Here is a 13875-nt window from a genome sequence, read left to right as displayed (position 1 = left end):
CCCAGGGGTACCTTCAGGTGGCGGGGCCAGGCCGTTGCCCGAGCCCTGGGGCACAATGCCCAGCGCGGCGGCCGTGCCCAGCAGGCCGCGGCCCACCTCGTTCACGGTGCCGTCGCCGCCCACGGCCACCACCACGGCAAAGCCTTCGTCGGCCGCAGCGCGGGCCAGCTCCACGGCGTGGCCGGGGCCCTCGGTGTGCCGCACCACGTACGCGGCAGCTGGGTTGGCTCCGCCAAAGTGCCGGGCGATGAGCGCGGGCACGTCGCGGCGGCGGTTGGGGCCCGCGGTGGGGTTCAGAATAAAACAGGTGTTGGACATGCGGGCAAACCAAGCGGGGCCCTGGGCCCCACGCGACAAAAAAACCGCCCGCCTCCCCAAAGGAAGCGGGCGGCCCGAATTACAACGGCGCTAAAACTAGCCGTTCATTTTCTCACCCAACCGCTGGATCAGGTCCGCGGTGCGGGTCGAGTAGCCAGTTTCGTTGTCGTACCAGCCAATCACCTTGGCCAGCGTGCCGTTGGCCGAGGTCAGCTCCGAGTCGAAGATGCACGAGTGGGGGTTGCCCACGATGTCGATGCTCACAATCGGGTCGGTGGTGTACTCGATGATGCCTTTCAGGGGGCCCTCGGCGGCGGCTTTCAGCGCGTCGTTGATCTCCTGCTTGGTCACCTCCCGCTTCAGAATCACGGTCAGGTCGGTCATCGAGCCGTCCGGCACGGGCACGCGCATGGCCAGGCCGTCGAGCTTGCCCTTCAATTCGGGCAACACCAAACCCACGGCTTTGGCGGCGCCAGTGCTGGTGGGGATGATGCTGTAGGCAGCGGCGCGGGCGCGGCGCAGGTCCTTGTGGGGCGCGTCCTGCAAGTTTTGGTCCGAGGTGTAAGCGTGCACCGTGGTGATGTAGCCCTTCTCGATGCCGAACGTGTCGTTCAACACTTTGGCCATGGGGGCCAGGCAGTTGGTCGTGCAGCTAGCGTTCGAGATAATAGTTTCGCTGCCGTTCAGGGTGTCCTCATTCACGCCGAGCACCACCGTGGGAATATTGCCCGTAGCGGGGGCCGAAATCACCACTTTCTTAGCGCCGGCGGTAATGTGCTGGCCTGCGCCGGCCTCGTCCACGAAGCGGCCAGTGCTTTCGAGTACAATGTCGACGCCCATTTTGCCCCAGGGCAACAGCTTGGGGTCACGCTCGGCGAGGGCCACAATGTGCTGGCCATTCACGGTCAGGCTGTTGTCATCGTAGCTCACCGTACCATCGAAGCGGCCGTGCACCGAGTCGTACTTGAGCAGGTGGGCGAGGGTTTTATTATCGGTCAGGTCGTTGATAGCGACGATTTCCACGTTGTCGCGGCCCAGCAGGGCTTTGAACGTGAGGCGGCCGATGCGGCCGAAGCCGTTGATGGCGACTTTGATTTTTGCCATTGGTAGCAAGAAAAAAAAAGGTGGCAAGCCGCTCCTTCGGCGGCTTGGTAAAACGCGGGGCGAAGATAGCAGGAAGCCCGGTGCCCCGCCTTCAGCTTTTACGAAACTGGGGCCCCGGCGGCCACACTACCCCCGCCATACACGAGCTCCGCAACTTTTTCAGCCTGAAAAACAAGCCAGTTACGTCCCAGCTGACATTTTTTTCACCTCCTCCCCTTGCCCGGCAAAATGACGCCCGTATCTTTGCACCACCAAAACAGAAAAACGGTCCGTTCGTCTAGGGGTTAGGACAGTAGATTTTCATTCTACCAACAGGGGTTCGATTCCCCTACGGACTACTAAAAACGCCCTCAGCACTGCGCTGAGGGCGTTTTTGCTTTTACCTGGTACGGTTTCTGGGACAAGCGTTATTTTTCTTTTGAAGCGCAGTGGCTGCGCCGCCCGAAAACGAGCCCCGACACGGAAACGTCTAGCCTTCGGAGTTTATCTATTTTCATGGCTGACGACGTCCTAGCTCTTGAAAAATAGCGCTTGCTGCCTGCCCCACGACCACCTGATTTCCCTAAAAAACAATGAAAAGAAGAGCCTTTATTAAAAACGCATCCTTTACGGTTTTGGGCGTAAAGGCAGGTGGTCTAATGGCTCCCTATTGGAAACCGGTGGTGGCCGGCAACAAGTTGCGAGTAAACGAACAACGGCTGGTCAACCGCATTGCCGAACTAGCCAAATTTGGCCGGGACGCCCAAGGCCATGGCTACCGCGTGGCGTATACCCCGGGCGACCTCGACGGCCGGGCGTGGTTGATTGAGCAGCTGAAACGGGCGGGGCTTGAGCCAGCGATTGATGCCGCCGGAAACATTATCGGCAAACGAAAAGGGAAAAACCAAGCGCTTAAACCCATTGCCTTTGGTTCGCACATTGACATGGTTCCCGACGGGGGAAACTACGATGGGCCCGTGGGGTCCCTCAGTGCGCTGGAAGTAATCGAGGTGCTGAACGAAAACAAGCTGCTGACCGAGCACCCGCTGGAAGTAATCATTTTTTCCAATGAAGAAGGGGGCACGATTGGCAGCATGGCGATGGCGGGCGCTTTAACCAAAGAGGGGTTGCAACAAAAAAGCCAAACGGGCTTAACCATGGCGGAAGGCATCAAAGCGCTTGGCGGCAATCCCGACAACATCCAATCGTGCATCCGAAAAAAAGGGGACCTCCACGCCTGGTTGGAATTGCACATCGAACAAGGGGGAATCTTGGAGCGGGAGCACGTCCAGATCGGGGTGGTAGAAGGCATTGTCGGCATTGTGCATTGGGAGGTAACCGTAGCAGGTTTTGCCAACCACGCGGGGACAACCCCCATGCCCATGCGGCAGGATGCCTTGCTGGCTGCCGCGAAAGTAATCGTGGCGGTCAATGAGGTAATCAACTCGGTGCCCGGCAATCAGGTGGGGACCATTGGCAGAATTGCCGCCACGCCCAATGCGTACAATGTCATTCCCGGCAAAGTGGTGTTGGGGTTAGAGATCCGTGATTTGTCAGCCGATAAAATTGAGCTGCTCTTTCGGGAAATAGAAAAGCGGGCCGCCGCGATTGCCACCGACAGCAACACCACCATCCGCTTTGAGAGGCAAGCCAACGCCTCAAAACCGGCCCTAACGGATAAGACGTTGCAGCAATCCATCCAGGCAGCTGCCAAAGCCCTGGGATTAAGTACCAAAGTCATGCAAAGCGGGGCCGGGCATGATTCGCAGGAAATCGCCACGCTTGCGCCTGTGGCCATGATTTTCGTGCCCAGCGTGGGGGGCATCAGCCATTCATACAAAGAATTTACCAAACCGGTGGACCTGAGCAATGGCGCCAATGTGCTTTTGCAAACGATATTGGCTATTGACCAGCAAAAGGGACACTGAATACTCCCCTTAACTTAGGAGTGTAGCTGCCCAGTACTTAACGCTGGGAAGGGCTCTGGTGGCAAAGGAGGGGGGTTGTACGTTAAAATTATCTATATCAATTTATTAAAAAGGACAGCCCTCCAACCCGTATAAAAAGGGGGATTTCAAGCAATCCGAAGGGGGTAGTAATCCTTCGCCTCGTGGCTCAACCAGGTGCACCTTTCAGGGCCGCGAGCGAGGGATTGCTATTCCCTTCTTTTACAAGCTACCGTCCGTCGTTTGCAACACGTAAACGGGATTGCTCTGTTTGAATCACCGTTTAAATAGACTTCCAAACCTGTCCTAACAAGTGGGTCTTAGCGCGGACTTTAATAGCACCACACGCGACACAAAGTGCCGGCTTCATCGGCGGTGCTGTCCCGCACAAAGCCGGATGGACTTGAGTTGGGTAATCAAGAGGGTTGCTCTTAAACACCCTTCCATTTGAATCGTAAACTTGCTAAAGTAAAGTCCAACACACCCGCCGGTGCCTTTCTCCCTATGCTTGTTGCCCCCAAAACAGAAGCCTTGCTCACAGAAGCGGAATTGCTGGCCCGGCTGTTTCCGGGCGGGGGCGAGATGGGCGAGCGGATTCGCCAGCTCGACTGGTCGGCCACGCTGCTCGGGCCGGCGCACGGCTGGCCGCAGAGCCTGCGCACCGCCGTGCGCATCATGCTCAGCTCGCGCTTCCCGATGATGGTGCACTGGGGCCCCGAGCTGGTGCACTTCTATAACGATGGTTACGCCACCATCCTGCAAGGCAAGCACTCCGGCGCCTTGGGCCAGCCCGCCGAGCCGTGGTGGCGCGAGATGTGGCCGTTTCTGCTCGGCATCTTCCAGCCCGTGCTGGCCGGCCAGACTACCTACTTCGAAAACTCCCTGGTGCTGCCCAACCGGCGGGGCTTCGTGGAAGAGGCCTACTTTACCTTCTCCCACAGCCCCTTATACGACGAGGCCGGCACCGTCGGCGGCATCTTCGTCACGGCGCTGGAAACCACGCCCACGGTGCTGCAGCACCGGCGGCTGGCGCTGCTCAGCCGGCTCACCGCCCAAATGGCCCTGCTGGTGCCGCCGGCGGAAGCCGCCCAGCACCTCATTGCCGCCCTGGCCACCAACGCGGAGGACCTGCCCTTCGCCCTGCTCTACACCCAGGAGCCAACCCCCGACCACGCCGCCCTGCAGGCCTGGTTCGGCCTGCCCGCGGGCGAGCCCACGGCCCCCGCCCGCCTTGCCTTCGCCGAAACCCGCACGCAGGGCTGGCCCCTGCAGCAGGCCCAGCAGCAGCGCACGCCGGTGCTGGTACCCTCCCTGGAAGAGCGGTTGGGCCCCCTGCCCGCCGGCACCTGGCCGGAGGCGCCACGGCAGGCCCTGCTGTTTTCCCTGGCGCCCGGCGACGCCGGCGGGCCGGCCACGGTGCTCGTCCTCGGGTTGAGCAGCCGCCGCCCCCTCGACGACGACTACCGCGCCTTTCTGGCGCTGGTAGCGGACTACGCCGGCCGGGCCCTGGCGCGGGCCCGGGCCGCGCACGAGTCCCAGCGCCTGAACCAGGTGCTGCGGGAAATGAATGCCTCGCTGGATTCGCTGGTGCACATCGTGGCCCACGACCTAAAGGGCCCTGTTACCAACCTGCAGGGCTTGCTCGACGTCTACCACCAGGAAGCGCCCGAAGCCGCCCAGCACCGCGTGGTGGCGATGTTCGACCAGGAAGTGCACCGCCTGTCCGGCACGGTACAGGGGCTGCTGAAGCTTCTGCACAGCCAGCACGGCGCCGTGGCTCTCCCGGCGGAAGCCGTGGCCTGGCGCGACGTGTACACCGCCGTGGAGGCGGAGCTGGCCGACTTCTGCCGCCAGCAGCACGGCACGCTGACGGCGGATTTTACCGCTGCGCCCACCGTGTGCTTCCCCCGGGTGTACCTGGAAAGCATCCTGAAGAACCTCGTGCACAACGCCCTCAAGTACCGGGCCCCCGAGCGGGCGCCCGTGGTGTACGTGCGCACCGCGCGGCAAGGGCCCCTGCTGGTGCTGACGGTGGCCGACAATGGCCGCGGCATCGACCTGCCCCGCGACCGGGAGCAGCTGTTTCAGCCCTTCATGCGCCTGAGCACGGAGGGCGAGGGCGAGGGCCTGGCCCTGCACATGCTCCAAACCCTGGTGCGGCAGCGCGGCGGGGAGTTCGACGTGGCCAGCACGCCCGGCGCCGGCAGCACCTTCACCGTGCGCCTGCCCGAAGAAATCCGACCCGACCCGGCCTAGTCCGGTAATGGGCTAGCCTACGCTTTCGGAAGTCGCGACGCCCGTCAAGACCGGCGCTGGAAATTCCAGACCACTGGCCACTACCAGGGAACACCCGCCCGCAACGCTCCGTAAGGGAACAAACAGCGCCGGGTATCCGCAACGCGTACCCTAGATCCAGGGCCGCCGGCGCTCCCTGCCACGCTATCCGTTTTTCTATGACTACTGTTGCTGCGCCGGCGCTGCCGGGCGATGCCCAGCCCCCGGACGGCCTGGCCGACGTGCTGTTCACCACCTCGCCCGCGGGCATCATGCTGCTGCGGCCCGTGTACGCCGCCGACGGCCCCGCCATCGTCGACTTGGCGTGGGTGCGGCTGAACGAGGCGGCCCAGCGCATGCTGAACTTGCCCGAGCAGCCCACCGCCTCGTTTCTGACGCTCTTCCCAGCCGCTTCGGAGGTCGGCGTGTTTCAGTTTTACCGCGATGCCTTCCTGTCGGGGCGCGTCGAGCGCCGCCAGAACCTCTATCAGGAAGACCAGCTCGACGGCTACTACGACCTCGTGGCCCAGCGCTCCGGCGACGTGCTGGCCGTCCACTTCACCGACGGCAACGACCAGCCCCGCACGGCGGTGGAGGAAGCGCTGCGCGCGAGCCAGGCCCGCGAGAAGGCCGCCCGTGCCGAAGCTGAGGTACAGCGCCAACGCTTCTACGACATGCTCATGCAGCTGCCCGCCCACGTGGCGGTGCACGAGGGCCCCGACCAGGTGTTTACGCTCGTCAACCCGGCCTACCAGCGGCTGTTCCCCACCCGCGCGTTTGCGGGGCTCCCCGTCCGGGAGGCCCTGCCCGAACTGGCCGGCCCCGGGGGCATCCTCGACGTGCTCGACGGGGTGTACCGCATGGGCGAGTCCTTCCACGGCACGGAAGTGGAGTTGTGGGTGGACTTCACCGCCACCGGTCGGCCCGAGCAGGTGTACCTCAACGCCGTGTTCCTGCCCCTGCGCGATGCCCAGGGGCGCATCGACGGGGTGCTGGATTTCTCCGTCGACGTGACCGAGCAGGTGCGGGCCCGCCAGCACGTGCAGCAGCTTAACCAGGAGTTGGAAAGCCGCGTGCAGGAGCGCACCCGCGAGGCCGAGGCCGCCCGCGCCGAAGCCGAGGAGCAGCGCAACCGCCTGCTGCGCCTCTTCAGCCAGGCCCCGGCCCATATTAACCTCTTCCAGGGCCCCAATCATGTCTGGACCCTGGTGCATCCGCGCACCCAGGAACTGCTGCCCGACCGCCAACTGCTCGGCTTGCCTCGTCGCCAGGCCGTGCCCGAGCTGCCCGAGGAGCAAAACGAACCCTTCGACCGCGTGTACCGCACCGGCCAGCCCGAGCACGTCGTCGAATCCAGCCGCCGCCTCGACCGCTTCCACACCGGCGAGCTACATGAGGAATTCTTCGACATCACCTTCCAGCCCAAGTTCAACGCCGCCGGGCAGGTGGAAGGCGTGATGAGCTTTGCCGTCGACGTCACCGAGCGGGTGCGCGCCCGCCGGCAGGCCGACGCCCTGCAGGCCGACATGCTGGCGGCGGCCCAGCGGCAGGCGCAGGAGCGCGAGGCACTGTTTCGCATTCTGGCCGAAACCCCCGCTGCCGTGGCCCTGCTGCGTGGCCCCGAGCACCGCTTCGAGTACGTGAACGCGGCTTACCAGCAACTCTTCCCCGAGCGCCAGCTCACCGGCAAGTCGGTGGCCGAGGCCTTGCCCGAAACCCGGGAGGCGGGCTTTCTCACCGAACTCGACCGCGTGTACCAAACCGGCGAAACCTTCTTCGGCTTGGAGCTGCCCATGCGGGTGCAGCCCGAAGACGGCCGCCCCGTGCAGCAGGTGTACTACACCTTCACCTACCAGGCGTACCGCGAAAACGACGAAATTGCCGGCATTTCCATCTTTGCCTTCGACGTCACCGACCAGGTGCAGGCCCGCCAGCAACGGGCCCTGCAAGAGCAGCAGCTGCAGGAGTTCTTCGAGCAGGCGCCGGTGGCCATTGCCCTTCTTCGGGGCCCCGAGTACATCGTGGAAATAGCCAACCCCCTGGTGGCCCAGCTGTGGGGGCGTACTCCTGCCGAGGTGTTGGGCCGGCCCGTATTTGAGGCCTTGCCCGAAATCCGGGACCAAGGCTTCAAAGAACTGCTCGACGGGGTGCGCAGCAGCGGCGAGGCCTTTGTGGCCGAGGGCATCGCGGCCCAGCTGCGGCGGGGCGACACCTACGAGACCGTCTACCTGAATTTCGTGTACCAGCCCCTGCGCGACGCCGATGGCACCGTGACCGGCGTGGGGGCCGTGGCCACCGACGTGACCGCCCAGGTCCAGGACCGCAAACGGGTGCAGCACCTCAACGAGCAGCTCCAGGCCGCCAACCACGAGTTGAGCCACAGCAACCACCAGCTCACGCGCACTAACGTCGACCTCGACAACTTCATCTACACCGCCAGCCACGACCTCAAGGCGCCCATTTCCAACATTGAGGGCCTGCTCTACCTGCTGCAGGAAGAGTTGCCCGCCGCCGTAACCCAAGACCCAGAAATTGGCCCCACCCTGGCCCGCATGCTCGAGGCCGTGGAGCGCTTCAAGCGAACCATCGGCCACCTCACCGAAGTCTCCCGGCTGCAGAAAGAACACGCCGCCGAGGCCACGCTGGTCAACCTGGCCGCCGTGGTGGAAGACGTCCGGCGGGACCTGCAACCCCAGTTGGAGGCCGCCGGCGCCAAGTTCACCGTCGACGTGCTGGCCCTGCCCCCCATTCACTTCTCGGAGAAGAACCTGCGCAGCATCGTCTACAACCTGGTCAGCAACGCCGTCAAGTACCGCCACCCCGACCGCACGCCCCACGTCGACGTGCGAGCCCACGTGCGCCCGGACCACACCGTGCTCGAAGTGCACGACAACGGCCTCGGGCTGGATGAAAAGCACGTGCCACGCCTGTTCACCATGTTCCAGCGCTTCCACGACCACGTCGAAGGCACGGGCATTGGCCTCTACATGATTAACCGCATGGTCGAGAACGCCGGCGGCCGCATCGAGGTGCACAGCCAGCTCGGGGCCGGCACTACCTTTTATGTGTTCCTGCCCCACGCCACCAACCCCGCCGGGCACCAGTTCCCCTCTTACATCCCTTCCTGACCGCATGGCTGCCATTTCCTGCACCCTGCTCGTCGACGACGACGACACCACCAACTTCCTTAACCAAACCCTGCTCCGGCGCATGGCCGTCAGCGATGCCGTGCTGGTGGCCGGCAACGGCCAGCAGGCCCTTGACCTGCTGCATACCCATTGCCAGGCGGCCACCTCGTCCACCTGCCCGGCCCTCATCCTGCTCGACATGAAAATGCCCCGGATGAACGGATTTGAGTTCCTGCAGGCCTACGCCCAGCGTCCTGAACAGGAGAACCCCTCGGTGGTCATCATCATGCTCACCACCTCCCTCAACCCCCTCGATATCGCTAAAATGCAGGGCCTGCCCATCGCCGGCTACCTCACCAAGCCCCTCACCCGTGAGAAAATCAACCAAGTCCTGCAAGAGCATTTTGGATACCCTGCGGGGCATAACTAACCGCCAAAACGGTTGCTTGCCAAAATGATACGAGCGGACCATGTGGCCTGCTCCTTTCGTTTCTGCCTTGCCCCTCCAAGTGCAGCCGGTCCTTGTATTCCAGCCATTCGGTTGGTGCCCGCCGGTGGATTTTTTGTTACACTTCGAATACTCCGTTTGGTAAGCCGAAGCCGTTTCGAAGAGCCAAAATCGGAGTTTACGAAACTCATCCCAGAGGCGCGTTTCGTAAAATTTGATTCGTAGACGGGTTTCTTAAACTCCCCCGGCCCCACAGCGGCCCGCTGGCACCTGATGGACAGCTGGCAGGAGTTCACCGAAAGGAGGGTTGTAATCTACTGTAGCAAGTATTAGAACCCCAATTCGTATTTGACTCAGTGCTTTTCATCGGGTCTGTTTGATTTGTGCATAAAGCGGTTTGATTCGTGTTGTGCGGCCTTTTTTAGGAGGGGGACCTTTGTCGTGCTTTCCATCACGCAATTGCCTGATGACTACTACCAGTGGCAAAGCGAGGAACCCCTAACGAAAAAGGTCATGAACACTATCCAGCAGAAAACAGGAACCAGCCCAACAGGCCGTTTGGTACAGATTCGCCGCTTGTGGGCAATCCTCGCCCTTTTCAGTGTACTCGCTACCCAGCAGGTTGTGGCCGGCGGACCACCTACGCGGGCGGCCTTTTGCGTTTCGTACGCGCCCAGCCGCCAGCCGCCAGCTGCTACGATGAAGAGCGTGCAGTTCCCAAATGGCGCCCTCCAGATGGCCGGCAACCTCTATTTGCCCGCCGGGTTCGACGCGGCCAAAACTTACGCCACCATTGTCGTGGTGCATCCCGGGGGCGGCGTCAAGGAGCAGACCGCCGGCCTCTACGCGAAGCGACTGGCCGAGCAGGGCTTTGTCACCCTGGCGTTCGACGCCTCCCACCAGGGAGCCAGTGAGGGCCTGCCCCGCTTTCTCGACGACCCCATGAAGCGCGTGGGCGACATCTACAGCGCCGTCGATTACCTGACCACGCTGCCCTACGTGGATGCCAAGCGCATTGGCGCGCTCGGCATCTGCGCCGGTAGCGGGGCCACCGTCAAAGCGGCCATGACCGAGCGCCGCATCAAGGCCTTGGCCACCGTGAGCGCGGTGGACGTGGGCGCAGCGAGCCGCAAGGGGTGGGATGGCAAGGCCACCACCTCCAGTCAGCTGGCGACCCTGGAAGCCGTGGCCCAGCAGCGCACCGCCGAAGCCGCCGGCGCCGCGCCGGTCTACGTGCCCTACGTGCCGAACGTGGGCGACCGCACCGCGCCCCGCGATTTGCAAGAAGCCGCCGACTACTACCTGACGCCGCGCGGCCAGCACCCCAACGCCCCCAACAAGATGCTGCTGACCAGCGCCGGCTACGGGGCGGTGTTCAACACGTTCGACCAGGCCGAAACGCTGCTCACGCAACCCCTGCTGCTCGTCGCCGGCACTGCGGCCGGCTCGCTGTGGCACAGCCAGGAGCTGTACGCCAAAGCCGCGGGGCCGAAGGAGCTGGCCCTCATCGCCGGGGCCACCCACATGGACCTCTACGATGGCAAGGGCTCAGAACGCGCCATGGACCACTTGACGCCGTTTTTCAAGCGCACGCTCTAATCGGTACCCGCCGCTAAACCACCGCGTTTCCACGGTCTCACTTTACCTAATTCTCGCCAACCCCTAGCATTTACAACACCCTCGTGGCAGACAAGCAAGTATGGCTGATTACCTGCGCCGGCCGGGGAATGGGCCTGGACATCACGAAAGCAGTACTCGCCACCGGCCACGCCGTCGTGGCCACCGGCCGCAACCGGGAGCGCGTAGCCCAAGCCATTGGCCCAGCCGACGACCTGCTGGTGGTGAGGCTGGACATCACCAACCCCGCCGATGCCGAAGCCGCCGTGCAGGCCGCCGTGGACCGGTTCGGTCGCCTCGATGTGCTGGTCAACAACGCCGCCAACTTCTACGCCGGCTTCTTCGAGGAGCTGAGCCCAGAGCAGATGAACCAGCAGCTGGCCACCAGCCTCCTGGGGCCGATGAACGTGACCCGGGCGGTGCTGCCCGTGTTGCGCCGGCAGCGGGCCGGGCAGGTCATCACCATCTCGTCCACGGCGGGCCTCATCGGCTTCGAATTCGGCTCCGCTTACGCTGCCTCCAAGTTCGGCCTCGAGGGCTGGATGCAGTCGCTGCAAGCCGAAGTGGCGCCGTTTGGTATCTACACCCTGGTGGTCAACCCGGGCTTCTTCCGCACCGAGCTGCTCACCGAGGAGTCCACCCGTTTCGCCACGAACCCCATTGCCGACTACGACCAGCGACGGGCGGCGCAGGAGCAGTTTTGGAAGGGCCATAACGGCCAGCAGGCCGGCGACCCCGCCAAGCTCGCCCAGGCGCTGCTGACCATATCCGGCCAGATACCTTTGCCCCACCGTTTCCTGGCCGGCGCCGATGCCGTGGCCACCGCCGAGCAGGTCGCCGCCGTGCTCCAGCAGGAAACTGCGGCCTACCGGGAGTTGTCGTCCGCGCTGGCCAACGACGAGCCGGCGGCCAACGCCGGCCGCTAACCCTTTTTCTCCTCCCCACCGTTGATACCCTTCATGGCTACCATCCCCTCCCCGTCGCCGCGCCCGGACATCTACCCGAGCGCCTCGCCCACCGGGGGCGAAATCACCGTGCTGACCATGCAAGAGGCCGAATGCGGCATGGGGCACTACGACCGCCGCGACGTGTTCAAGTGCGTGCTGGTGCTGCGGGGAGCCAACGAGCTGCACTACGCCACCCGCAGCTACCTTATCGACCGGCCCGCGTTGGTGTTTACCAACCGCTTGGTGCCGTTTTCGTGGGAGCCCATCGAAGGTTCCGTGGAGCAGGAGGGGTACATCGTGGCCTTTACCGAGCCGTTTCTGCACTCGGCCATGCGCGGCGTCAGCCTCAAAGAGTCGGTGCTCTACCGCGTCGACGGCAACCCGGTGTATTACCTCGACGCCGAGCAGCAGCGCTACCTGAGCGAGGTGTTTGCCCGCATGCGCCGGGACTTCAACACGGACTACGCGCACCAGGACGACGTGCTGCGCAACCAGCTCTCGCTCCTCGTCCACGAGGCCGCCCGCCTGCAGCCGGCCCGCCCGTACCCGGCCGTGGCCACCAATTCCGCCGAGCGGGTCACCAACCTGTTCTTGAGCCTGCTGGACATCCAGTTCCCGGTCACGAAGGAATACCACGAGCCCCTGCTGAAAAACGCCCAGGACTACGCCGACCGGCTGGCCGTGCACGTCAACAGCCTGAACCGGGCCGTGAAGCAAGTAACCGGCAAGCCCACCACGGCCCACATTGCCGACCGCCTCACCAGCGAAGCCAAGCTGCTGCTGCACCACACCGACTGGCCCGTGGGCGACATCGCCGACCGCCTCGGCTTCGAATACGCCACTTACTTCCACCGCTTCTTCAAGCAGCACACCGGCACCACCCCGCTGGCGTTTCGCCAAGCCGCTTAAAGAACCCAGACAACTCCCGACAACAGGTTCACGAAAACGGTACTGCCGTAAACGCGCTCTGTTCAAAAATAGGAGGGCAACCTGGGACTGATTAAGGCCGCCAAGCGGTTCGACGAAACGAAGGGCTTCAAGTTCATCTCCTACGCCGTGTGGTGGATTCGCCAGAGCATCCTGCAAGCGCTGGCCGAGCAGAGCCGCATCGTGCGCTTACCGCTGAACCGGGTAGGCTCACTCAACAAAATCAGCCGCTCGTTCGCCGAGCTGGAGCAGCAGTTCGAGCGGGAGCCCTCGGCCGACGAGATTGCGGAACTGCTGGAGTTGACGACCGCCGAAGTAGTGGACACGCTGAAGATTTCGGGCCGCCACGTCTCAATGGACGCGCCCTTCGTGCAGGGCGAGGGAAATAGCTTACTCGACGTGCTGCAAGATGAGGGCGGGGACACGCCGGATGCGGGCTTGCTGCACGAGTGCCTGCGCCGGGAGGTGCAGCGCGCGCTCTCGACCCTGACCCGACGGGAGGCCGACATCGTGACGCTGCACTTCGGGCTCAATGGCCACGCGGCGCTAGAAGAGATTGGCGCGCAGTTCAACCTGACCCGCGAGCGGGTGCGGCAGATAAAGGAGAAGGCCATTCGCCGCCTCAAGCATACCTCGCGCTCGCAATCACTCAAATCGTATATGGGCTAGGCCCTTTATCAGTTTCCTTTCCCTTTAAAGAAGACCCGTATAGGCTGGTTCTTGGCAACTCAAGCAAAGATCAAAAAGGCACCTTTTACCAACGCATCGCCTAAGAGGACATAGGGTAAAAGCATAGAGATTTAACTTTATAGCATGAATCGCCGCGCGTATCCAACCGATTTATCTGATGAGCAGTGGCTTCTAGTGGAGCCCTATGTGGCCACCAGTGGCTACGGCCGGCCGCCGCTGCATTCCAAACGGGAATTGCTCAACGCCATTTTTTACCAAGCCCGGGCGGGCAGTGCCTGGCATCTGCTGCCGCACGACCTACCGCCCTGGCGCACGGTTTACAAACAGTTCGAGGCGTGGCGCGCGGATGGGACCTGGGACCGGTTGATGGATGGCCTGCGTCGAGCGGTGCGCCAACCCAGCCGGGCAGCCGAGCCCACGGCGGGCGCGATTGATACGCAGTCGGTTCGGACGGGCGCTAAAAGGGGGGCTGTCACGGCTATGATGCCGGCAAGCAA

General features: G+C 63.3%; 10 protein-coding genes, 1 tRNA gene and 1 pseudogene. 10 read left to right on the top strand and 2 right to left on the bottom strand.

Translation table 11 applies throughout. The features are described from left to right. Both BEN49_RS03445 and gap read right to left on the bottom strand, forming a co-directional pair. A partial coding sequence (locus BEN49_RS03445) for a diacylglycerol/lipid kinase family protein (protein WP_162276470.1) occupies positions 1 to 318 on the bottom strand: 318 nt, incomplete at its 3' end. A 96-nt stretch (positions 319 to 414) separates the two neighbouring features. Then, entirely contained in the window at positions 415 to 1422 is a 1008-nt protein-coding gene (gene gap / locus BEN49_RS03440) for a type I glyceraldehyde-3-phosphate dehydrogenase (RefSeq protein ID WP_070740785.1), read from the bottom strand. Positions 1423 to 1688: 266 nt separating this feature from the next. Here gap and BEN49_RS03435 point away from each other — a divergent pair. The 10 genes and pseudogenes from BEN49_RS03435 to BEN49_RS03390 all read left to right on the top strand — a co-directional run. Next, positions 1689 to 1760: transfer RNA gene (locus BEN49_RS03435), tRNA-Glu, on the top strand. 234 nt (positions 1761 to 1994) lie between these two features. Beyond that, the gene (locus BEN49_RS03430) at positions 1995 to 3329 is read left to right on the top strand and encodes a Zn-dependent hydrolase (protein ID WP_070740782.1); all 1335 of its coding nucleotides are present in this window, start codon (positions 1995 to 1997) and stop codon (positions 3327 to 3329) included. A 522-nt stretch (positions 3330 to 3851) separates the two neighbouring features. Then, positions 3852 to 5603, top strand: a complete 1752-nt coding sequence (locus BEN49_RS03425) for a sensor histidine kinase (protein ID WP_070740779.1) — start codon at positions 3852 to 3854, stop codon at positions 5601 to 5603. Between the two features lie 197 nt (positions 5604 to 5800). Then, positions 5801 to 8749, top strand: coding sequence for a PAS domain-containing sensor histidine kinase (locus tag BEN49_RS03420; protein WP_070740776.1), 2949 nt, complete (start codon positions 5801 to 5803; stop codon positions 8747 to 8749). Positions 8750 to 8753: 4 nt separating this feature from the next. Continuing rightward, positions 8754 to 9179: a response regulator gene (locus BEN49_RS03415; protein WP_070740773.1), complete on the top strand. Its 426-nt coding sequence runs from the start codon at positions 8754 to 8756 to the stop codon at positions 9177 to 9179. 531 nt (positions 9180 to 9710) lie between these two features. Then, on the top strand, positions 9711 to 10796 hold the full coding sequence (locus tag BEN49_RS03410) for an alpha/beta hydrolase (protein WP_498366024.1): 1086 nt from the start codon (positions 9711 to 9713) through the stop codon (positions 10794 to 10796). 83 nt (positions 10797 to 10879) lie between these two features. Beyond that, positions 10880 to 11740, top strand: coding sequence for an SDR family NAD(P)-dependent oxidoreductase (locus BEN49_RS03405; protein WP_193415756.1), 861 nt, complete (start codon positions 10880 to 10882; stop codon positions 11738 to 11740). A 33-nt stretch (positions 11741 to 11773) separates the two neighbouring features. Further along, the gene (locus BEN49_RS03400; RefSeq protein ID WP_083325726.1) at positions 11774 to 12670 is read left to right on the top strand and encodes a helix-turn-helix domain-containing protein; all 897 of its coding nucleotides are present in this window, start codon (positions 11774 to 11776) and stop codon (positions 12668 to 12670) included. Between the two features lie 72 nt (positions 12671 to 12742). Next, positions 12743 to 13357 (top strand): annotated as a pseudogene (locus BEN49_RS03395) (sigma-70 family RNA polymerase sigma factor); the annotation flags it as partial. A 144-nt stretch (positions 13358 to 13501) separates the two neighbouring features. After that, on the top strand, positions 13502 to 13875 hold a 374-nt coding region (locus tag BEN49_RS03390; protein WP_141765610.1), incomplete at its 3' end, for a transposase.

It is taken from the genome of Hymenobacter coccineus, assembly GCF_001816125.1.
Classification (GTDB): domain Bacteria; phylum Bacteroidota; class Bacteroidia; order Cytophagales; family Hymenobacteraceae; genus Hymenobacter; species Hymenobacter coccineus.
Note: the sequence above shows the minus strand (reverse complement) of the source record. Positions and strands in the feature narration are given on the sequence as shown.

Excerpts from the sequence above, each read along its gene's own strand:
- BEN49_RS03400 (WP_083325726.1), top strand. The coding sequence starts at position 11,774 with ATGGCTACCATCCCCTCCCCGTCGCCGCGCCCGGACATCTACCCGAGC.
- BEN49_RS03420 (WP_070740776.1), top strand. The coding sequence starts at position 5,801 with ATGACTACTGTTGCTGCGCCGGCGCTGCCGGGCGATGCCCAGCCCCCG.
- BEN49_RS03410 (WP_498366024.1), top strand. The coding sequence starts at position 9,711 with ATGAACACTATCCAGCAGAAAACAGGAACCAGCCCAACAGGCCGTTTG.
- gap (WP_070740785.1), bottom strand. The coding sequence starts at position 1,422 with ATGGCAAAAATCAAAGTCGCCATCAACGGCTTCGGCCGCATCGGCCGC.
- BEN49_RS03430 (WP_070740782.1), top strand. The coding sequence starts at position 1,995 with ATGAAAAGAAGAGCCTTTATTAAAAACGCATCCTTTACGGTTTTGGGC.
- BEN49_RS03415 (WP_070740773.1), top strand. The coding sequence starts at position 8,754 with ATGGCTGCCATTTCCTGCACCCTGCTCGTCGACGACGACGACACCACC.
- BEN49_RS03425 (WP_070740779.1), top strand. The coding sequence starts at position 3,852 with ATGCTTGTTGCCCCCAAAACAGAAGCCTTGCTCACAGAAGCGGAATTG.